We start from the raw sequence: 20,192 nt of genomic DNA on the forward strand, positions 1-20,192 counted from the left end.
ACAGCAACCGACCAGATAAGGACGAACACAGCGTGGTGGATTACTCCCCGACCGACGACTCCGGCGACTTCCGCATCGAGCACGACACGATGGGCGAGGTGAGGGTCCCGCGCGACGCCCTCTATGCCGCCCAGACACAGCGGGCCGTCGAGAACTTCCCGATCTCGGGAGCCGGACTGGAGCCGGCGCAGATCGCGGCCCTCGCCCGCATCAAGAAGGCTGCGGCGCTCGCGAACGCCGAACTGGGCGTCCTCGACGCCGAGATCGCGACGGCGATCGCCGACGCGGCCGACCGTGTCGTCGGCGGCGGCTACGACGCGCACTTCCCGATCGACGTCTATCAGACCGGCTCGGGTACCTCCTCGAACATGAACATGAACGAGGTCCTCGGCTCGCTCGCCACCACCGCGCTGGGCCGCACGGTGCATCCGAACGACCACGTCAACGCGTCGCAGTCCTCCAACGACGTGTTCCCCACCTCCGTGCACGTGGCCGTCACCGGTGCGCTGATCGAGTCGCTCATCCCCGCGCTCGAGCAGCTCGCCGAGTCGCTCGAGGTCAAGGCCGAGCAGTGGGCCGAGGTCGTCAAGGCAGGACGCACCCATCTGATGGACGCCACTCCCGTCACGCTCGGGCAGGAGTTCGGCGGCTACGCCGCGCAGATCCGTCTCGGCATCGAGCGCGTGCGCTCGGCGCTCCCCCGCGTCGCCGAAGTCCCTCTCGGGGGCACAGCCGTGGGCACCGGGATCAACACCCCGGCCGGCTTCCCGCAGAAAGTCATCGCACGCTTGGCGGAGGAGACGGGCCTACCCGTTACCGAGGCCCGCAACCACTTCGAGGCCCAGGGCGCCCGCGACTCGCTCGTGGAGGCCTCCGGCGCGCTTCGGGTGCTCGCGGTGAGCCTCACCAAGATCAACAATGACCTGCGCTGGATGGGCTCGGGACCGAATACCGGCCTCGGCGAGCTGCGCATCCCCGACTTGCAGCCCGGCTCCTCGATTATGCCGGGCAAGGTGAATCCGGTGATCCCGGAGGCCGTGCTGATGGTCTGCGCGCGGGTGATCGGCAACGACGCCACGATCGCCTGGGCCGGCGCCTCCGGAGCCTTCGAGCTCAACGTCGCGATCCCGGTGATGGGCACCGCGCTGCTCGAATCGATCCGCCTGCTCTCGAACTCGGCCGTGCTGCTCGCCGACAAGACGATCGACGGCCTCGAAGCCGACGTCGAGCATTCCCGCGCGCTCGCCGAGTCCTCGCCCTCGATCGTCACTCCGCTCAACAAGGTGATCGGCTACGAGGCCGCCGCTAGGGTCGCGAAGAACTCGGTCGCCAAGGGCATCACCGTGCGCGAGTCGGTCGTCGACCTCGGCTTTGTCGAGCGCGGCGAGGTGACGGAGAAGCAGCTCGACAGCGCCCTCGACGTCATGTCGATGACGCATCCCGGCTGAGCCAGCACCAGCGCGTCGAGACGCTCCGCTCGCTCGCGAGACACACCGGTGATAGGGGTGTCTGAGCGCGAGCGGACCGTCCCGTCGACCCATCTCGCATCGGCCGGTCGTGCGCCGGCCGATCGTGCGTCAGACCACCAGCCAGAACGCCGCGAGCTGGAACGGGCCGAAGGCGAGGCGACCACGGCGTCCGTGCGCGATGAGCGCCCAGACTCCGGCCAGCACGAAGGCGAGCGCCGGCGCCAGGGCAACCCGCTCGGGTCCGAGTTCGGCGAGCGGAGGCGCGAGCGCCGCTGCGAGTTTGACGTCGCCGAGTCCGAGGCCGCCTGCGGCATGCAGCGCTCCGAGCGCGGCCACAGTCGCGAGCACGGCGGCTAACGTCCCTCCCGTCGGCGCGAGCACCGCGCCGATCCCGAGCAGTGGCAGCGTCAGCGTGTTGGGGAGGCGCCTGCCGCGCACATCCGCCAGCACGAGCGGCACGCTCACCAGCGCCACCGGCAGGAGTCCCGGCGCTCCCACCGCCCGCGGCGCGGCGACCACGAGCAGGGCAAGAGCGCCCAGGAGAAGGGCAGCCCAGTCGCCGAAGGATCGTCGCAGCATCCGCCGAGGCTACTGACTGCCGGCTAGTCCCCGTCGACGTTCTCCACAGCCCCCGAGCGATCACAGCCGGGACTGCGCACTCGCCTCGGAACACGTCCCGCAACCACTCACCGCGGCCGAACTCACGCGCGGGGCGGCATCGGGCCGAGCCAGAGCGCTGCGACCGTTGCATGCGCCGCGTCGTCGTCGGAGGGGTGGAAAAGCCCGGCGAGCACATCGCGGTACAGGCGCGACAACTCGGAGCAGCGCGCGTAGGCCGAACCGCCCGAGAGGCGAACGGCACTCTCGACAATCCGTAGCGCCGCCTCGGTCGTGCGAACCTTCACCCCGACGAGCGAGGGTGCCCAGTGCGCACCACGGTCGACCAGCGCGTCGACGTCGGCCGCGGCCGAGCGCAGCGGAGCATCGAGACTGTCGAGCATGATCGCCGCCTCTGCGACACGGTGCCGGATCACCGGATCCTCGCTGAGAGGCCGACCGTCGGCCCGCAACGAGGTGCGGCGGCGGACTGCCGCGACTCCCAACTCGAGCGCCCGCCTCGCGAGGCCGAGGTAGACGGAGGAGATCAGCACCTCGAAGGTCACGAAGATCGCGAAGACGAACGGGTCCGGCGTCGGTCCCACGGGCAGGGAGCGGATGATCCGCCCGGCGGGCACGACCACACCGTCGAGTACGGTTGTGCGGCTCTGCGTCGCTCGCATCCCGAGCGTGTCCCCATCGTCGCGGATCTCGAGACCTGCTACCGGCGCCTCGGGGCTCTCCCGGTCGATGAAGCCGTGCACCAGCCGCGGCTCCGATCCGCTGTCATCGCGGCCGAACACGCCGAGACGGGTCCAGGCCGGCGCCAGCGAGGTGAAGACTTTGGTGCCCGTGAAGCGGTAGCCGCCGCCGGGCAGCGGTTCCGCGCGAGTCAGCGAGTCAGCGAGAACGAGGTCGTTGCCGGCCTCACTGTTGCCGAACGCAAAGACGTGGCCCGCGGCGGCATCGAGGAGCACGTGCCGGAGCGAGTCGTCGCCCCGTTCCAGCAGGGCTCGAGCGACTCCGGTCCAGACAAGGTGCATGTTCACAGCGAGCGCGGTGGCCGGCGCCGCGGTGGCGAGCCGCGCCTGCTCCGCTGCTATCTCCTCCAGCCCGAGACCCGGTCCGCCGAGCTCGGCGGGGACGAAGAGGGCGAGATAGCCGATAGCGCGAAGCTCCGCCAGATCCTCCGTGCAGAACACGTTACGCTCGTCGTAATCGGCGGCGCGGAGGCGGAAACGCTCGAGGAGCTCATCGTCAAGGAGGCTCATCTCTCCCACGCTACGCCCCGCCCCCGCACCTCGGTCACGGCGGCGACTACGCCAGCTCGTTCGACTCCAGCATTTCGGTCACCAGGGCCGCGATCGCCGAGCGCTCCGAGCGCGTCAGGGTAACGTGCGCAAACAACGGGTGCCCCTTCAGCGTCTCGATCACGGAGGCGACACCGTCGTACCGGCCGACGCGAAGGTTGTCGCGCTGCGCCACGTCGTGCGTGAGCACCACTCGCGAGTTCTGGCCGACGCGCGAGAGCACCGTGAGCAAAACGTTGCGCTCGAGCGACTGCGCCTCATCGACGATCACGAAGGCGTCGTGCAGAGAGCGCCCGCGGATGTGTGTGAGCGGCAAGACCTCGAGCATCCCGCGCTCGATCACCTCGTCGAGCACGTTCTGCGAAACCAGCGCGCCGAGCGTGTCAAAGACCGCCTGCGCCCACGGGTTCATCTTCTCCGCCGCATCCCCCGGCAGGAAGCCGAGATCCTGGCCGCCGACGGCGTAGAGCGGACGGAAGACCATGATCTTCTTGTGCTGGCGCTTCTCGAGTACCGCCTCCAGCCCGGCGCACAGCGCGAGAGCCGACTTCCCGGTGCCGGCCCGACCGCCGAGCGAGACGATACCCACCTCTTGATCGAGGAGCAGATCGATCGCGAGGCGCTGCTCCGCCGACCGGCCGTGCAGGCCGAAGACGTCCTTATCGCCCCGCACGAGCGTGATCTGGCGCTTCCCGGTGACTCGCGCGAGCGCGGAGCCGCGGTCGGAGTGGACCACCAGCCCGGTGTTGACGGGGATGTCGGCCACGACATCGGTGAAGAGCCGCTCGCGATCGTAAAGTTCGCTCATCGCGTCGCCGCTGAGAGTCACCCCGTCCATGCCCGTCCAGCCCGACTCGGGAGCCAGCTCGGCGAGGTATTCCTCGGCGGCGAGCCCGATCGAGGCGGCCTTGACCCGCATCGGCATGTCCTTCGACACGACGGTGACCAACGCTCCCTCGCTCTGCAGATTGAGCGCGACGGCAAGGATCCGGGCGTCGTTGTCGCCGAGCTGGAGCCCGCTGGGCAGCACAGACATGTTCGAGTGGTTCAACTCGACCCGGAGCGTGCCGCCCCGGCCGACCGAGATCGGGAAGTCGAGCCGCTCATGCTGCACTCGCAGCTCGTCGAGGTGTCGCAGAGCCTGCCGGGCGAAGTACCCGATCTCAGGATCGTTGCGCTTGCCCTCGAGTTCACTGATTACCACGATCGGCAGCACGACGGCGTGCTCCGCGAACCGGAACATCGAGGAGGGATCCGAGAGCAGCACTGACGTGTCGAGGACGTAGGTGCGCTGAAGCTGATCGGTCGGTTCCGCGGACCCGTGCTGCGCGCGGCGGTGAACGCCGCCCTGCGTGCCGGTCTGCGGATCCATGCCCTGGGGAACTGTCACGACGACTCTCCACACTCCGGGGGCCGAGACCCCCGGCTCATGTCTTCGAGCCGGCCTCTTCGGTGCAACCTGTGCACCGCGCAGTGTCCCTTCGGTGTCTGCGCGATATCGAGCCGTACTTGTGTGGCCGTCTCGACCAGGCGCTGTACCTGATGACTAGAACCTAGACCCGGCGAATGACATTCGTGTGCTTCCAATCGCTACGAATGTGTAACCAGCACGTGAACGCGCGGCGTGCGCCTAGTACTCCATGCTGGTCGCCGCCGAGACCAGGGCAGCGCGCAGGAGCGCGAGGGTCTCGTCGGTCGTGCCGGCGTGCGCGCTGAAGCGGACTGTGCTCGGCCGCAGGCGCGCGGTGACGCCGTGCGCCTCGAGTGACGCGGCCAGCGGAGCGAGCTCCTGCGGTTCCGGCTCCACCACGACGATGCCCGCCCGCTCGCGCTCATTGCGGGAACCGACGACCGCTAAACCGAACTCGTCAGCGAGGTCGACGATTGCGCTGACCCGCTCGGCAACCAACCCGGCGATCGTGGGGAGTCCGACGGCCGCGACTTCCTCGAGGGCGGCCGCGAGCCGGGCCTGGGCGATCGGATCAGGGCTGCTGATGCTGAATGCCCGAGCGTCGCCGCGCGGCGGGGCGACCTCGTCCCAGGGCTCGGCCTGCTCGGAGGCGCTCCAGCCGGAGAGCACGGGCGTCAGCCGCGAGAGAGCGCGCTCGCTGAGGGCGAGGAAGCCGGTCCCCCAACCCGCGCGGAGCCACTTCTGCCCGCCCGTCACAACGACATCGGCGAGCTCGTAGGGCGCGTCGACGACTCCACAACCCTGGATTGCGTCGAGCACGAGCATCCGCTCGCCGATCACCTCGCGGATAGCCGCAACGTCAGCGAGGTAGCCGGTGCGGGAATCGACCAGGCTGACGGCGACGGTCGTCACCTCATCGGTCAGCTGCTCCCGAACCGTCTCCGGGGTCACGCGGCCCTGGTCGGTGCGGAGCCAGCGCGGCTCCACCGCCCCGAGTGCCTGGCCCGCTCGCACCGCCGCGAACGGGAGGCTCGGGAACTCCGCCGCCGAGAGCAGCACCGCACCCGAGGCGCCGAAGAAAGTGTGCACGAGTCCCGTCGAGGTGTTGGGCTGAAACACCACCTGCTCGGCAGGGACGCGCACCAGCGCAGCCACCGCCTCCCGGACGCGCGCATCGTGCCGAAACAGCTCGTGGAGGGTGCCGCCTGGGGCGCGGACCAGCACGTCGACTGCGGCTTCCTGCTCGGCTGCGACGGCCGCCGACAGCGGACCTACGCGGCCGTAGTCGAGGTAGCCAGTGTTTTCGCCAAAACCAGCGAGGTAGTCCTCGGTCGCGGTGCGAAGAATTGCGCCGTTCGAACTCATGCCGGCCCTTCCAGTTGGTGGTGCGACAGAAGCCGCACGGTCAGCTGCCATAGCGGCGGTGGCGCCCGGCGTAGTCGCGCAACGCGCGCAAGAAGTCGACCTCACGGATATCCGGGCCCAGAGCCTCCATGAAGTAGAACTCGCTGTGTGCGCTCTGCCAGAGCATGAAGTCCGAGAGCCGCTGCTCCCCCGACGTGCGGATGACGAGGTCCGGGTCCGGCTGCCCGCTGGTGTACAGGTGCTCGCCGATCAGTTCGGGCGTGAGCAGGCCTGCGACGTCCTCGATTGAGGATCCGCGCTTGCCGTGGTCGTCGAGGATGCTCCGCACAGCCTGGGCAATTTCGTGCCGACCGCCGTAGCCGACGGCGAGGTTCACGTGCAGGCCGGTGTGAGTAGCGGTGTGCTCCTCCGCCGTGTCGAGCGCCAGCACCAGTGACTCCGGCAGCCCCTCGTCGGAGCCGACGTGCTGCACGCGCCAGTCGGGCTGCTGCGACACCTCCTCGGCGAGGTCGGCGATGATCGCGATCAGCTCCGTCAGCTCGCTGCTCTCGCGCCCGACGAGGTTGTCCTGCGAGAGCAAATAGAGGGTGACGTGCCGAATACCCAGCTCGTCGCACCACTGGAGGAACTCGTGCACCTTCGCGGCGCCGGCCCGGTGACCGTGCGCGGCCGTCTCGAGCGCACGCTGCCGGGCCCAGCGCCGGTTTCCGTCGATGATCATCGCGACGTGGTTCGGCAGGGAGTCGGTCGGCAGACTCGCACGGAGTCGCTTCTTGTAGACGCCGTAGAGGAGGTCCCTTCCCATCGGCAGTCTCGGCTTCGGCACAGTGACACGGTAGTCGACGACACGGTAGTCGACGCAGAGCGATCGTCGAAGTCCATCGCCTCCCGGCGTCGCCTCCGTATCCCGTCGTAGGCTGTCGCCCATGAGTCAGCGGCCGATGCCTCCTCTGCCCGACCCCTTCAAGCGCCGCGCCGGCGACACTGCCGTGACCCGAGACGACGCCGAGGGGGCGGACCTCCCGGCCCTTCCGCTCGTCGATGACGCAAGTGAACACAGCCCTGCCGCTGAGATGCGCCCGACCTGGCGCGGCTGGATCCACGCGGGCCTGTTCCCCCTCGCGATCATCGCCGGAGCGGTGCTGATCACGGTGGCCGACGGTGCCGCGGCGAAGTGGGCTGCTGCCGTGTTCGCGACCACGTCGCTCCTGCTCTTTGGCACCTCCGCCCTCTACCACCGCTTCGACTGGTCACCGCGCACCAAGATGATCCTCAAGCGGATCGACCACGCCAACATCTTCCTGTTGATCGCCGGCACCTACACGCCGCTCGCCGTCCTGGCCCTGCCGCCCGCACAGGGCTCGCTCCTGCTGGTCCTGGTCTGGTCGGGCGCGCTGCTTGGGATCGGCTTCCGCGTCTTCTGGATCTCGGCGCCGCGCTGGCTCTACGTGCCGCTCTACCTGCTGCTCGGCTGGGCGGCCGTGATGTACCTCGGGCCGCTCTTCGAGGCGAGCGCGGCGATGATGGTGCTCGTCCTCGTCGGCGGCCTCTGCTACTCCGTGGGCGCCGTGATCTACGGCATCAAGAAGCCGAACCCGATGCCCGGGGTCTTCGGCTTCCACGAGATCTTCCATGCGCTGACCGCGGTGGCATTTCTCTGCCACTGGACGGCGGCGCTGATCGTCTCGCTCCACCCCGCCTACAACTCGTAGCCGGGGCTCAGCGCTCGCGGCGCTCCGCCTCCTCGGCGTCGAGTTGCTCCTTCACCTGCGCGGTGTAGGTGGTGCGGCGGACCCGGCGAACCATGTCGAGCGCGAGGAGCACCGCCGCGAGACCGATGACGAGCATGGTCACGAAGCCGAACAGGCCCGGCGTGACCGTATCCTCGTTGAACTCGGATCCGGGGCTGGGCATCGGTGTGGAGCTGGCGGCGAGGAGGAGCGCTGCCCGGGCGCCCTCGAGAACGGTCGCGATCATGCGGTAGCCCGGCTCTCGTCGACGACGACGGTGACCCCGGAACCGGCGGGCTCGGGGGTCACCGGGGCGGAGTCGGTCGTCTCCGGATCCGGCGCGATCGGCGGCACGACGGCCGTGGGCCCCGGTGCCAGTTCGGCGAGGTCGATGCCCGCGAACAGGTCGGTCTCCGGCGTCGGAGCAGGCACCCGGCTTTCCACCAGCTGGAAGTCGTCCGTCGGCCAGGCTGCGTCGATCACCTCGTGAGGCAGGAAGAAGAAGGCGTTATCGGGGGCGACTTGGCTAGCGTGAGCACGGAGCGCGGCGTCTCGGCGGTCGTGGAAGCCCGAGATGACGATGCGCGACGTGGCAAGGAACGGGGAGTCCTCGTTCCAGTGCTTCATCTCTTCGAAGACTTCGAGGCGCGGGTCCTGCGGGTCGAGCGAGCGCAGATGCTCGGCGATCGCCAGCAGTTTTTGGCGGCTGAACACGCGGTCGTAGTACAGCTTCGGCACACTCCACGGCCTGCCGAGTCCACGGTACTCATCGAGGACCCCCGCAGCGCGGAAGGCCTCGACCGCGACCTGATGCGCGCGAATGTGATCCGGATGCGGATAGCCGCCGTTCTCGTCATAACTGATGATGACGTGCGGCCGGAACCGGCGGACCAGACGCACGAGCGGTGCGGCGGCGGTCGCGAGCGGTAGGCCGGCGAAGGAGGAGGGGTCGACGGCGCCGTCCTCAGGCATCCCCGAGTCGACGAAGCCGAGCCAGGTGTGCTCGACGCCCAGTGCCTCGCGGGCGGCGGCCATCTCGTGGCGGCGGAGTCCGCCGATGTCGCGCTCGGCGTGAGCGCGGGCCTCAAGGCCCGCGTTTAAGATGGAGCCGGCCTCGCCTCCGGTGCAGGAGACAACCATCACCTCAGCGCCGCGCTCGGCGTAGGCGGCAAGCGTCGCGGCGCCCTTGCTCGATTCGTCGTCGGGATGAGCGTGCACGGCGAGAAGGCGCGGGACATCCCGCACCTCCGAGTCGACGGAGACCTCGACGGCCTGGGACACGATGGCTCGATTCCTCGGGGTTTAATAGGATCGGCGCGTCCTGAGAGGACCCGCGCCACCCGTCCAGAGTAGACGCATCACCGAGGGAGATCCGTGGCCGCCCGCAGGTTCGAGAGCGTCGAGCGCGACGGCGACCCTGAACTCGATCCGGACGACCCCGCGCTCGATCCGGACGCGGTGCGCTCTGCGGGCCCACTCGCCACGCGGTACGGACGCACGAGCCGTACCCGCCGTGGCAACCGATGGCTGTTCGGCGGCGTCGCGCTCGCCTTCGTCGCCGTCTTCGCCGCGTGGGTGGTCTGGGCCGGCCTCGACGGCGCTCGGAGCGGGGTCGACGTGCAGGACACGGCCCACCGCGTCATCGACGACCGAACCGTCGCTGTCTCCTTCGACCTCACCGCACCTCCCGGCAACGCAGTGGCCTGCGCCGTACAGGCCTTAAACGAGCAGTCGGCGGTCGTCGGCTGGTTAGTGGTGGAGTATTCCGCGTCGACCGAGCGCTTCCGCTCCTTCACCGAGACGGTGCGCACCACGGAACTGGCGAACACAGGTTTGATCTCCTCCTGCTGGCTCCCGTAGGGTTGCCGGGTGCCCTGACGGACTCGTCGGGGCCTCGTCATTTCCACCGCCGCCGGACGCCGGCTATCCCGACCCGTCCGACACGGACGATCAGCAGGCCGGGGCGCCGCGGGCGCGGCACGCACGTGAGGAGCCCACCATGGCCGAGCAGTCACAGGTGACCTGGATGACCCAGGAGTCGTACGACCGCCTCCAGGCGGAGCTCACAGAGCTGTCCACCGCAGGGCGCGAGGAAATCGCTAAACGTATCGAGGTCGCCCGCGAGGAGGGCGATCTGAAGGAGAACGGCGGCTACCACGCTGCGAAGGACGAGCAGGGCAAGATCGAGGCGCGCATTCGCCAGCTCACCTCACTGCTGCGCGAGGCCGAGATCGGCACGCCGCCCGAGAGCCACGGGGTCGTCGAAGCCGGCACGATCATCACCGCGGAAATCGCGGGCGATCAGTCACGCTTCCTCCTCGGCAACCGCGAGATGGCGGGCGAGAGCGACCTCGACGTGTACAGCCCTCAGAGCCCGCTCGGCTCCGCGATCATGGGCCTCAAGGTCGGCGACGCGACCCAGTTCACCGCCCCAAACGGGCGCGAGATCCAAGTCACCGTCACCAACGTCGAAACCTGGTCCGGCCACTGATCGCACCGCGAGATGCCTTGTGGGATCGCTTCGCCCGGCGTGTCGCGTACCCACGAGGCGCGGAGAGGCGACCGGGGGGCTCAGTTGCGGGAGACGCGGGGGGCGTAGCCGGCGTCGATGAGGGTCTGCAGGACGAGGTCCGCATGCTCGGGGCCGCGGGTCTCGACGCTGATCTCGATCTCGACCTCGCTGATCTGCAGCCCATGCCCGTGGCGGGTGTGCAGCACCTCAACCACGTTCGCGTTCGCCTCTGAGATGAGATCGGCGATGCGCGCTAGCTGGCCCGGGCGGTCTGGCAGGCCGATGCTCATCTTGAGGTAGCGCTCCGAGGCGGCGAGTCCGCGGCTGATCACGCGCTCCATCATCAGCGGATCGATGTTGCCGCCCGAGAGGATGACGGCGGTCGGCCCGGCGTCGCGGATCTTCCCGGTGAGAATCGCCGCGATGCCCACCGCCCCGGCCGGCTCCACCACGAGCTTCGCGCGCTCCAGCAGCACCAGGAGCGCGCGGGCGATGTCGTCGTCCTCGACCGTGACGACCTCGTCGACAACGTCTCGGATGATCGCGAAGTTCAGCTGCCCGGGCTTGGCCACGGCGATGCCGTCGGCGATGGTCGGGGCGATCGTGATCGTGGTCGGCTCGCCGCTTGCGAGCGACAGCGGGTACGGAGCCGCGTTTGCCGCCTGAACTCCGATTACGCGGAGAGTGCGCCCCTCCTGGGCCGCCTTCTGCTTGGCCGCCGACGCGACTCCGGCGATCAGCCCGCCGCCGCCGATCGGCACGACGATGGTCTCGACTCCGGGCGCCTGCTCGAGAATCTCAAGCCCAATCGTGCCCTGACCGGTAATGACGTCGGGGTGGTCGTACGGAGGCACGAACACCGCGCCGGTGCGCTCGGCGAACTCGGCGGCGGCTGCCAACGCCTCGTTGAAGATGTGGCCGCTCAGCACCACGTCGGCCCCATAGTCGCGGGTTGCCGCGAGCTTGGGCAGGGCGACTCCGATCGGCATGAAAATGGTGGCGGTGATGCCGAGTTCCCGGGCCGCGAAGGCGACACCCTGGGCGTGGTTGCCCGCCGACGCAGCGACGACTCCGCGGGCGCGCTCCTCCGGGGACAGGCGCGAGAGCCGGAACACCGCTCCGCGAATCTTGTAGGAGCCGGTGCGCTGTAGGTTCTCGCACTTGAGGAAGACGGGAGAGCCGAGTACCTGCGCCAGAAAGGCACTTGTCTGCATAGGGGTATCGCTGATCACCGGCGCGATGACGGCGCGGGCCGCCTCGAACTCGTGGAGCGAGGGTCCGACGACGCGGCTAGTCTGCATGCTCTGCGGCAACTTTCTCAGGGGTGTGGACGGGCGAGCGCCAGGCTCCGCTCGCGACGTAGTTGACCATGACGTTGAGGGTCGCGACGAACGGCACCGCGAAGAAGGCGCCGGCGATGCCTGCGACGATCGAGCCACCGGCGACCGCGAGGACGACGGCGAGCGGATGCACCTTCACCGCGGAGCCCATGATGAGCGGCTGGAGGATGTGGCCCTCGAGCTGCTGTACGGCGAGCACGACGATCAGCAGGATGAGGGCGATCAGCGGTCCGTTGTAGACAAGCGCGATGAAGACGGCGAGCGCCCCCGTGGCGACGGCGCCGATGACCGGAACGAAGGAACCGAGGAAGACCAGAACCCCGAGCGGGATGGCGAGCGGGACGCCGAGGAAGAAGGAGCCGAGTCCTATCCCGACCGCATCGACGAACGCGACGAGGATCTGCACCTTGACGAAGTTGGTGAGAGTCACCCAGCCTGCGCGGCCCGCACCATCGACGGCTGCGCGGGCGCGGTGCGGGAACAGGTGCACCACCCAAGCCCAGATGTTGGGGCCGTCGATCAGGATGAACAAGGTCGAGAACAGCGTGAGTAGAACGCCAGCCAGCACGTGCCCGACGGTAGAGCCCACACTGAGCGCTCCGTTCACGAGCATTCCCGAGTCCTGTTGGAGCGCCGTCAGCGCCTGCTGCCCGTACTGGTTCAGGTCGCTCTCGGTCAGCTGTAGCGGGGACTCCAGGAGCCACGACCGGAGGGCGTCGTAGGACTCCACGGTCTGCCGGCTGAGATCATCGAAACCCGCGTACACCTGGGTGGCGACGAGGAAGAGGAGCCCACCGATGACGAGGACGATTCCGAGCTCCGAAACGACCACGGCCAACCACTTCGGCCAGCGGTGGCGCTGCAGGAAGCTGGCGAACGGCACGAGCAGCGCTGCGATGACGATCGCCACGAGCAACGGGATGACGATCAGCCGCAGCTCGATCACCAGTAGGGCGAGAACTGCCAGGGCCGCGACCAGCACGAGGATCCGCCACGCCCACGCTCCGGCGATCCGCACGCCGTCGGAGACGAAGGCGGAGTCGCTCACGGTAACCGGAGCAGGCGAGGGCGGGTGAGTAGGAGCGGACGCGGCACGGTCGGCGACGCGCGGGCCGGAGGTGCGGCGGGACCTGCCGATTCTCATCTGTTCAGCCTAGGCCCCGTCGCATTCCACACGCGGTATCCGCGGTCGTCCGCCAGAGGCTGCGCTGTGCGACACCGTGTTTAGCGGCCTACCCGTCGCGCCGATGTCGGAGGCGTTCGCTAGCGTTGGCGGACCATGACCGAGCAGCTCTCCCCCGCGCTCGCGCGCCGTATCGCCCTGGCCGCGCAGGGCCTCGGCGCGCCTCGGTCGGCGCGGGTGGGCGCCCGCCAGGTGCAGGCTGTCGTCGACCGCATCCGCCCACTCCAGCTCGACTCGGTGAACGTCTTCGAGCGGAGTCACTACCTGCCGCTCCTCGCCCGCCTCGGACCATACGACCGCTCACTCCTCGACGCCGCCGCGTTCACGCCCGACGGCCCCTATCTCGAGTACTGGGCGCACGAGGCCGCCCTCATCCGCCGTGAAGACCTTCCTCTCTACCGCTGGCGCATGGAGCACTACCGTCGGAAGCGTCTCCCCGAGCACGAGGGCTGGGCCGCCGAGAACCGCGCAACGCTCGACTGGCTGCGCGTGGCATTGGCCGACGGGCCGCTGCGTGCCTCCGACATCGAGCACGAGGCGAACGTCCGTACCGGCCCCTGGTGGGGCTGGTCCGACGTCAAGCGCGGCTTGGAGGTGCTGTTCCGCTGGGGTGAGGTCGTGACAGCGGGGCGCACGCGCTTCGAGCGCTCGTACGGACTCGCGGAGCAGCTGCTCTCCCGCGAGGTGCTCGACAAGGAGGTGCCGGTCGCCGACGCCGTCCGTGAGCTGGTGCGGCGGGCTGCTCGTGCGCACGGAATCGGTACGCTCGGCGACCTCGCCGACTACCATCGGCTGCTTCAAGCGCCGACCCGCGCGGCCGTCGACGAACTGGTCGACGCCGGTGAGTTGGAGCGCGTCGACGTGCGCGGTTGGGAGCGGGGCGGACGGCCGATCCCGCTGTGGCGGCACGTCGAGGCCCGCCGTCCGCGTGCACTCCGGATCGACGCGTTACTCTCGCCGTTCGATCCGGTCGTCTGGCATCGCCCGCGAGCCGAACTGTTCTTCGACTTCCACTACCGAATCGAGATCTACACGCCGGCCGCGCAGAGGGTGCACGGGTACTACGTGCTTCCGGTCCTGCTTGATGACGTGATCGCCGCGCGGGTCGATCTCAAGAGCGACCGCGGCCGTCGAATTCTGCTCGTGCAGGCTGCCTGGCTCGAGCCGGGAGCGCCCACCGACACCGCCGAGCGCCTCGCCGTACTCCTTGTCGAGGCCGCGATATGGCAGGGTCTCGAGGCCGTCGAGGTGGTCGGGCGAGGCACCCTCGCTGCCGCACTCGTTACCGCGCTCGCCGCTCGTGGGGCCCTCCTGTGAGTCGACGTGCCCCTCGCGAGGGGGGCGACGATCCCTTCAGCGGACGTTCCGCGCCACTGCTCCCTCCCTCCTTCTCGACTCGTTAGCGTGAGATTGTCTCGCCTATTGGGGAGGCTACGTGAGGGCGGGGAGGACAACGGGGACGATCGCGTTCGACGACGACGTGGCCAGGAGACTGGCTACCGGAACCCGCACACTCGACGGCCTCGTGCGTGCGGGCTCCCGCGCACGTCACGAGGCTGTCGGCGAGGCGCTGCACGACTTCGCGGGAGCACACCGCGTGCTGTTCGAAGCGGCCGTCGCGGCGGAGGCGCTCGACCGCATGATTCTCGCGCGCCGTCTCGACAGTCCCAGAAACGGATCCGCCTCCCCCTACGACTGCACCCGGGCTAACCGCGATCGCGGTGCTCGCTACGACTTCGATCTCCTCGCACCCCGCGGACCAGAAGAACGCACCGACCCCACTCGAGCAGCAGTCCGCGAGCATTCCGCAGACGTCATCGCCGCCTACTGGCGAAGCCTCGGCATGACCGTCACCATCCTCAGCACCGACGCACGGTACCCCACCGTCTACGCCGACGGCGGACCAGTCCACCGAGCGAGCTTCGCAACCGACGGGCCGGACGACTCGTACATGGTCGGGGTGACGTCCTACTGCCAACCGGGCGACGTCAGGAGCATCATGGACGACGACGCGCAGCGGGCAGCAAGCGTCGTGCTCCCCGGCGACGAAGGCACCATCGACCGGAATGACCCGCGATGGTCCGAAATGTCCAGACCGCGACAGTAACGAGCCTGAGGAGTCCGGTCGCCCCGCGTTCCGCGCGCAGCCCTGTGACGCGACGACATCGGCCGTGCACCTCCGCTGACACAGCGCAGCTAGAAGCGCGAGCCCATCTCGCTCAGGCGGGAAACACGATCCGCGATCGGCGGGTGGGTCGCGAACATGCGAGCGACGACGCCCGGCCTCGATGGATCCGCGATCCACAGGTGCGCCATCGAGCTGTTCTGGCGGCGCATCGGCCGGCCCGCGGACTCCAGCTTCACCAGGGCGCGAGCCAGCGCATCAGGGTGGCGGGTCGTGAGCGCGCTCGTCGCGTCGGCTAGGTACTCGCGCTGGCGGGAGATGGAGAGCTGCACGACGGTCGCAACGACCGGGGCGATCAGCATCGCGACCAGGCCGACGATCAGCAAAGCGGGGTTGCCGCCTCCGCCGTTATTGCCACGGCCCCCGAAGAACGCCAGCCGCAAGAAGGCGTCCGAGAGAAAGCCCACCGCGACGACGAGACCGAAGACGATCATCGAGACTCGGATGTCGTAGTTGCGGATGTGCCCGAGTTCGTGAGCCATCACGCCTTCCAATTCCGCGTCGTCCATGATCGCGAGGAGCCCGGTCGTTGCGGCGACGACTGCGTGTTCCGGGTCACGACCGGTCGCGAAAGCGTTGGGTGCCGGATCGTCAATGATGTAGACCTTCGGCATCGGTGTTCCGGTGGCGATCGAGAGGTTCTCGACGGTGCGGTACAACCGCGGCTCGTCGGACTTCTCGACCGCAATTCCCCCACTCAGGGCTACGGCCTGTCGCGCGGCGAAGAAGTACTGGAAGAAAGCGTAGGCGGCGGCCACGACGAGGACCACCACGACGATGATCGTGCTGTGGTACACGGCAGCCGCCAGGGCACCGAGCCCGCCGATGATCACCAGGAAGAGCACGAGGATGAGCACCGTGTTGCGCTTGTTGCGAGCGATCGCGCTGTACACGGTGGCTACCTAGAACTGCACGCGAGGGGGCTCTGAGATCGCGGCGAGATCGACAACCTCGAAGAACTCGCGCTCCGAAAAGCCGAGCCGACGCGAGAACAGAGTGTTCGGGAAGACCTTCACCTTGGTGTTCATCTCGCGCACGCCGCCATTGTAGAAGCGGCGCGCCGCCTGGATCTTGTCCTCCGTGTCGACCAATTCGCCCTGCAACTGAAGGAAGTTCTGGCTCGCCTGCAACTGCGGATACGCCTCCGCGACAGCGAAGATCGACTTGAGCGCCTTCTGCATGTGATCCTCGGCAACGGAGGCTTCAGCGGGGCCCTGTGCCTGGAGAGTCTCGGCGCGCGCCTGCGTCACCGACTCGAACACCTGCCGCTCGTGCGAAGCGTAACCCTTCACCGAATCGATCACGTTGGGGATCAGGTCGGCCCGCCGCTTGAGTTGAACAGTGATGTCGCTCCACGCCTCATCGACGCGAACGTTGAGCGTCACGAGAGAGTTGTAGGTCGCCCAGAGGTAGACCCCGAAGATGACGACGAGCACCACGACGACGATGAGGGGGACAAGCCATTCCATGGCGTCCAGTGTAAGGAGAGGACGCTTCCCGACGCCTGTCGATGAGGCGCATTCGCAGGAGGCGGCAGCGCGGCACGAGGGGCGGAAGGCGTGTCTCGATGCGGGCTCCTCGTTCAGCGGGGCGACGAGGCAGTCGAGAAAGGCGGAGCGCTACTTGAGTGTCTTCTGCAAGAGGACCGTGCTGAGCCAGCGCTCGAACTTGAAGCCCACGCGGCCCATGCGGCCCACCTCAACGAAGCCGAACTGCGCGTGCATCGCGAGCGACGCCTCCGCGCCCTTATCGGCGATGACGGCCATGACCTGCCGAATGCCGACAGCTTTGGCGCGCTCCAGCAGCTCCGTCATGAGCACCCTGCCGAGCCCCTTGCCCGTGGCCGCCGCGCGCAGGTAGATCGAGTTCTCGACCGTGAAGCGGTAGGCGCGCTTGGACGACCACGGCGACACCATCGCGTAGCCGAGGATCTGACCGGACGGTGACACGGCGACGATGAAGGGCAGCCCGAGCTTGTGGCTGCGAGCGAATTTGGTGCGCCACTCCTTGAGCGTCGAGTCGTCCTCGTCGAAGGTGACGACGGTGTTACGCACGTAGTGGTTGTAGATCTCGCGGATGTCCGGCAGGTCAACCTCGCGGGCCTCCCGGATCTCGAACGAAAAGTCCGGCTCGGGCGGCGGGGCCTTCCGCAGGTGCGGCGGTAGCACGCGCCGCTGCTCGTACTCTTCCTCAAGCATGCGTCTCCTCGTCGACTCCGCCCACCGATCCGAGCCAGCGTAACCGCCCGGACGGCGACCCGCTCATGCGAGTGCACTCCAGTCGACCGGCTCCGCCCCGCGCTCGATCAGTAGCTCGTTCGCGCGGCTGAACGGGCGGGAGCCGAAGAAGCCGCGCGACGCAGACAGCGGGCTCGGGTGCGCGCTCTCGATCACACCGGCGTCGCCGAGCATCGGGCGCAGGGACGCGGCGTCTCGGCCCCAGAGCACAGCGACCAGAGGGGTCTCCCGCGCAGCAAGGGTACGGATCGCATGCTCGGTGACCTTCTCCCAGCCCTTACCCCGATGCGAGGCGGGAGCGCCGGGCGCCACAGTCAGAACGCGGTTGAGCAGCATGACTCCGCTCGTCGTCCAGCCGCTGAGGTCGCCGTGCTCAGGAGCGGGGACACCGAGGTCGTCGCGCAGCTCGCGGTAGATGTTCTGCAGGCTCCGGGGCAGCGGGCGTACGTGGCGCTCGACGGCGAACGAGAGGCCGATGGGGTGCCCGGGCGTCGGGTACGGATCCTGCCCGACGATGAGCACGCGCACGTCCGTGAGCGGCGCGGCGAACGCGCGAAGAACGTCGCGGCCTGCGGGGAGGTACCGTCGCCCCTCTGCCACCTCCTTGCGGAGGAAGTCGCCCATCGCAGCGATGTCGGGGCCGACGGGAGCGAGCGCGCGCGCCCAGCCCTCATCGATGAAACCGGCGGCGGCAAGTTGCGTGAGGTTCATGGGTCAACTCGCCGCGAGAGTGGCGACGACCACTCCCGCGTCGCTCCCGCTCACGCGCCATGCCGATCCGGCGCCACCGACGCGGAGGGCTCCTGTGCCAACGATCAGCACGGTCGACTCGTCGAGCGCGACTCCGCCGTCGACCAGTCCGGCCTCGACGGCGGCAACGAGGCGCCCGAGCGTGCCCCACTGGGCGGCGTGCACGTCGACCGAAACGTCGATCAGGCCGATGCCCTCGAGCACGGTGACCTCGTCCAGCTCCTCGGCCGCCGCCTCCGGAGCCACGGCCACGCCGCCGATGCGGTGGCCACCGACGATCGCCCGGTCGGCAGCAACAGCCGCTCCTGCGGAGTAGCCCGCGTAGGGCACACCGGAGGAGACGAGATCGCGCAGGCGGGGAAAGCAGGCTTCGAGGGAGTCGCGGTAGGCGGTAGTGAGCCCTCCACCGACGAAGATCCCGTCGACGCCGTCGAACACCGAGGGGTCGATCCGACCACCCTCCGGCTTCATCACGGCGACCGGCTCCAGCGACCCGACCGAGGCGAGCAGCGCAGCGTAGGCGGAGTAAGCCTCGAGGCCGAGGCCGTCGTGCACGACGACGATCGCGATGTGGGGGCCCTCGATGCGGCCGGCGTCAACAGCACGGGCACGCGCCTCCGCCAGGAACGCCCCGTACAACTGCTGATCGTGCTCGGCGCCGCCTCCGCCGCCGATCAGGTGGACGCTCATTCGTCGTCCTCGGCGAGGGCTCCGTCCACCGGGGGCAGAGCCGACCAGGGGAAAACGATCCAGCGCGGAGTGCGGCGCCAGAAGAAGTCGGGCTCGAGGACCGTCCGCGGCTTCGTGTAGAGGGTGACGGTGCGCACCTCAGCGCCCATCGCGCGGATGAGCTTCACCGAGAGGGCCAGGGTGTGCCCGGAGTCGGACACGTCGTCAACGAGAAGGATGCGCTTGCCGCGGACCGAGGCCTCGTCGAGCAGGGGCGGGAGCACGACGGGCTCGGCCAGGCGGGCCTCGACACCGGTGTAGAATTCGACGTTCAGCGCTCCACAGCTCTTGATCCCGAGGGCATAGGCGACCGCGCCAGCGAGCAGGAGTCCGCCGCGCGCGATGGCGACGACCAACTCCGGACGATAGCCCGAGGCGACCACGTCGTCGGCCAGGTGCCGGGCGGCGTCACCGAACTCAAGCCAGCCAAGCACCTCTTTCTCCGTAGCGGCGAGGAGGGCGGCGGAGTCGTCGGCGTCAGAAACCATGTGGGACAGGCTAGGGCGTTGCAGCCTTCCGCGTCACATCGGTCAGGCCCGGGGCGCGAGGGGGTGCTTCACCACCTTGTGCGGGGCCGCCTGGGCGAGCGGCTTGATGGTGACGAGGTCGAGGTTGACGTGCGCGGGCAGCTCCACGGCGGAGACGATCGCAGCGGCGACGTCCTCGGCGATCAGGGGGCCGGGCACCTCGGCGTAGACGGCGTCGGCGCGAGCGCGGTCGCCGCCGAAGCGCACGAGCGAGAACTCGTCGGTGCGCACCATCCCGGGGGCGATCTCGATCACGCGGATGGGCTCGCCGGCGAGTTCGAGGCGGAGCACCGCCACCAGCGCGTGCGCGGCGAACTTCGCGGCGTTGTAGCCGCCTCCGCCCTCGTAGGCGATGTGGCCCGCGATCGAGGTGACGGTCACGATGTCGGCGGAGGAGCGGGAGTCGCCGATCCCGGCACGCAGCAGCGGCAGCAGAGCGCTGGTGACGAGCTTGACCGAGAGCACGTTGATCTCGAACATCCGGCGCCAGTCCTCCGCATCGGACGCTTCGACCGAGTCGAGCCCGAGCGCTCCCCCGGCGTTGTTGATCAGCGCGTGCACGGGGCCGGAGGCGGCGAGGTGCTCTCGCAGTGCGGTGACCTGCGACGAGTCGGTCAGGTCGGCGACGAAGAACTCCGCGCCCGTCTCTGCGGCGAGCGCCTCGAGTCGCTCCTGTCGGCGCGCCACGGCCACGACCATCCAGCCGTGCTTGCGGAACAGGCGGACTGTTGCCGCCCCTATCCCTGAACTCGCTCCTGTCACGACAACGCGTCGATCCATGCCCGTCCCCTTCCGTCAAGCCTCGGACACCATCGACTCCGTCGTCGCAGCCCCACGCTAGTCTGGC

Annotated in this window: 22 protein-coding genes; 6 read left to right on the forward strand and 16 right to left on the reverse strand. The window is 68.9% G+C overall.

Translation table 11 applies throughout. From position 1 onward, the window contains the following. Positions 1 to 32: 32 nt before the first annotated feature. Positions 33 to 1,448 carry an aspartate ammonia-lyase gene (locus HRF29_RS04175; protein ID WP_173245014.1) on the forward strand — a complete coding sequence of 472 codons (1,416 nt, stop codon included), beginning with the start codon at positions 33 to 35 and terminating at the stop codon, positions 1,446 to 1,448. 129 nt (positions 1,449 to 1,577) lie between these two features. Here the strand turns inward: HRF29_RS04175 and HRF29_RS04180 are convergent, their stop codons facing one another. From HRF29_RS04180 to HRF29_RS04200, 5 genes are all read right to left on the reverse strand, one after another. Then, positions 1,578 to 2,048 (reverse strand): prepilin peptidase, encoded by a 471-nt coding sequence (locus HRF29_RS04180; RefSeq protein WP_173245017.1) that lies wholly within the window; start codon positions 2,046 to 2,048, stop codon positions 1,578 to 1,580. A 122-nt stretch (positions 2,049 to 2,170) separates the two neighbouring features. Next, the gene (locus HRF29_RS04185) at positions 2,171 to 3,337 is read right to left on the reverse strand and encodes an acyl-CoA dehydrogenase family protein (RefSeq protein ID WP_173245020.1); all 1,167 of its coding nucleotides are present in this window, start codon (positions 3,335 to 3,337) and stop codon (positions 2,171 to 2,173) included. A gap of 46 nt (positions 3,338 to 3,383) precedes the next feature. Then, positions 3,384 to 4,748 carry an RNA 5'-3' helicase PhoH2 gene (gene phoH2, locus HRF29_RS04190; protein WP_173245958.1) on the reverse strand — a complete coding sequence of 455 codons (1,365 nt, stop codon included), beginning with the start codon at positions 4,746 to 4,748 and terminating at the stop codon, positions 3,384 to 3,386. A 258-nt stretch (positions 4,749 to 5,006) separates the two neighbouring features. Next, complete coding sequence (locus tag HRF29_RS04195) at positions 5,007 to 6,152, reverse strand: aminotransferase class V-fold PLP-dependent enzyme (protein ID WP_173245024.1); 1,146 nt, start codon at positions 6,150 to 6,152, stop codon at positions 5,007 to 5,009. Between the two features lie 40 nt (positions 6,153 to 6,192). Then, positions 6,193 to 6,957, reverse strand: a complete 765-nt coding sequence (locus HRF29_RS04200) for an isoprenyl transferase (RefSeq protein ID WP_173245961.1) — start codon at positions 6,955 to 6,957, stop codon at positions 6,193 to 6,195. A gap of 121 nt (positions 6,958 to 7,078) precedes the next feature. Here HRF29_RS04200 and trhA point away from each other — a divergent pair, with 121 nt between their 5' ends. Then, the gene (gene trhA / locus HRF29_RS04205; protein ID WP_425503095.1) at positions 7,079 to 7,864 is read left to right on the forward strand and encodes a PAQR family membrane homeostasis protein TrhA; all 786 of its coding nucleotides are present in this window, start codon (positions 7,079 to 7,081) and stop codon (positions 7,862 to 7,864) included. Between the two features lie 7 nt (positions 7,865 to 7,871). Here trhA and HRF29_RS04210 read toward each other — a convergent pair whose 3' ends face one another. Together HRF29_RS04210 and mca are read right to left on the reverse strand one after the other, a co-directional pair. Continuing rightward, positions 7,872 to 8,129, reverse strand: a complete 258-nt coding sequence (locus HRF29_RS04210; RefSeq protein WP_173245027.1) for a hypothetical protein — start codon at positions 8,127 to 8,129, stop codon at positions 7,872 to 7,874. After that, entirely contained in the window at positions 8,126 to 9,163 is a 1,038-nt protein-coding gene (gene mca, locus HRF29_RS04215; protein WP_343043642.1) for a mycothiol conjugate amidase Mca, read from the reverse strand. The genes HRF29_RS04210 and mca overlap by 4 nt, the downstream gene beginning before the upstream one ends. 93 nt (positions 9,164 to 9,256) lie before the next feature. Here mca and HRF29_RS04220 point away from each other — a divergent pair, with 93 nt between their 5' ends. Next, a complete protein-coding gene (locus tag HRF29_RS04220; RefSeq protein ID WP_343043643.1) occupies positions 9,257 to 9,742 on the forward strand; it encodes a DUF4307 domain-containing protein in 486 nt (161 codons plus the stop codon). A gap of 139 nt (positions 9,743 to 9,881) precedes the next feature. Further along, on the forward strand, positions 9,882 to 10,373 hold the full coding sequence (gene greA / locus HRF29_RS04225) for a transcription elongation factor GreA (RefSeq protein WP_173245030.1): 492 nt from the start codon (positions 9,882 to 9,884) through the stop codon (positions 10,371 to 10,373). A gap of 80 nt (positions 10,374 to 10,453) precedes the next feature. Here the strand turns inward: greA and ilvA are convergent, their stop codons facing one another. Together ilvA and HRF29_RS04235 are read right to left on the reverse strand one after the other, a co-directional pair. Continuing rightward, positions 10,454 to 11,695 carry a threonine ammonia-lyase gene (gene ilvA, locus HRF29_RS04230; RefSeq protein ID WP_173245033.1) on the reverse strand — a complete coding sequence of 414 codons (1,242 nt, stop codon included), beginning with the start codon at positions 11,693 to 11,695 and terminating at the stop codon, positions 10,454 to 10,456. Then, on the reverse strand, positions 11,685 to 12,878 hold the full coding sequence (locus HRF29_RS04235) for an AI-2E family transporter (RefSeq protein ID WP_173245036.1): 1,194 nt from the start codon (positions 12,876 to 12,878) through the stop codon (positions 11,685 to 11,687). The genes ilvA and HRF29_RS04235 overlap by 11 nt, the downstream gene beginning before the upstream one ends. A 135-nt stretch (positions 12,879 to 13,013) precedes the next feature. On the opposite strand from HRF29_RS04235, the gene HRF29_RS04240 reads away from it, so the two are divergent. Both HRF29_RS04240 and HRF29_RS04245 read left to right on the forward strand, forming a co-directional pair. Further along, positions 13,014 to 14,234, forward strand: coding sequence for a winged helix-turn-helix domain-containing protein (locus tag HRF29_RS04240; RefSeq protein WP_173245039.1), 1,221 nt, complete (start codon positions 13,014 to 13,016; stop codon positions 14,232 to 14,234). A gap of 163 nt (positions 14,235 to 14,397) precedes the next feature. Next, complete coding sequence (locus tag HRF29_RS04245) at positions 14,398 to 15,024, forward strand: hypothetical protein (protein ID WP_222929583.1); 627 nt, start codon at positions 14,398 to 14,400, stop codon at positions 15,022 to 15,024. An 89-nt stretch (positions 15,025 to 15,113) separates the two neighbouring features. On the opposite strand, the gene HRF29_RS04250 is transcribed toward HRF29_RS04245, so the two are convergent. From HRF29_RS04250 to HRF29_RS04280, 7 genes are all read right to left on the reverse strand, one after another. Further along, the gene (locus HRF29_RS04250; protein ID WP_173245044.1) at positions 15,114 to 15,995 is read right to left on the reverse strand and encodes a M48 family metalloprotease; all 882 of its coding nucleotides are present in this window, start codon (positions 15,993 to 15,995) and stop codon (positions 15,114 to 15,116) included. 9 nt (positions 15,996 to 16,004) lie between these two features. Then, positions 16,005 to 16,571 carry a LemA family protein gene (locus HRF29_RS04255; protein ID WP_173245048.1) on the reverse strand — a complete coding sequence of 189 codons (567 nt, stop codon included), beginning with the start codon at positions 16,569 to 16,571 and terminating at the stop codon, positions 16,005 to 16,007. Positions 16,572 to 16,721: 150 nt separating this feature from the next. Continuing rightward, positions 16,722 to 17,300: a GNAT family N-acetyltransferase gene (locus HRF29_RS04260; RefSeq protein WP_173245051.1), complete on the reverse strand. Its 579-nt coding sequence runs from the start codon at positions 17,298 to 17,300 to the stop codon at positions 16,722 to 16,724. A gap of 63 nt (positions 17,301 to 17,363) precedes the next feature. Then, positions 17,364 to 18,050 carry a uracil-DNA glycosylase gene (locus tag HRF29_RS04265; protein ID WP_173245054.1) on the reverse strand — a complete coding sequence of 229 codons (687 nt, stop codon included), beginning with the start codon at positions 18,048 to 18,050 and terminating at the stop codon, positions 17,364 to 17,366. Positions 18,051 to 18,053: 3 nt separating this feature from the next. Next, the gene (locus HRF29_RS04270; RefSeq protein WP_173245056.1) at positions 18,054 to 18,779 is read right to left on the reverse strand and encodes a Type 1 glutamine amidotransferase-like domain-containing protein; all 726 of its coding nucleotides are present in this window, start codon (positions 18,777 to 18,779) and stop codon (positions 18,054 to 18,056) included. Then, positions 18,776 to 19,306 carry a phosphoribosyltransferase gene (locus HRF29_RS04275; protein WP_104224441.1) on the reverse strand — a complete coding sequence of 177 codons (531 nt, stop codon included), beginning with the start codon at positions 19,304 to 19,306 and terminating at the stop codon, positions 18,776 to 18,778. Before HRF29_RS04275 ends, HRF29_RS04270 begins: the two co-directional genes overlap by 4 nt. 42 nt (positions 19,307 to 19,348) lie before the next feature. Then, positions 19,349 to 20,125, reverse strand: coding sequence for an SDR family oxidoreductase (locus HRF29_RS04280; protein ID WP_173245059.1), 777 nt, complete (start codon positions 20,123 to 20,125; stop codon positions 19,349 to 19,351). Between the last annotated feature and the right edge of the window lie 67 nt (positions 20,126 to 20,192).

This window comes from Rathayibacter agropyri, assembly GCF_013249015.1.
GTDB classification, from domain to species: domain Bacteria; phylum Actinomycetota; class Actinomycetes; order Actinomycetales; family Microbacteriaceae; genus Rathayibacter; species Rathayibacter agropyri.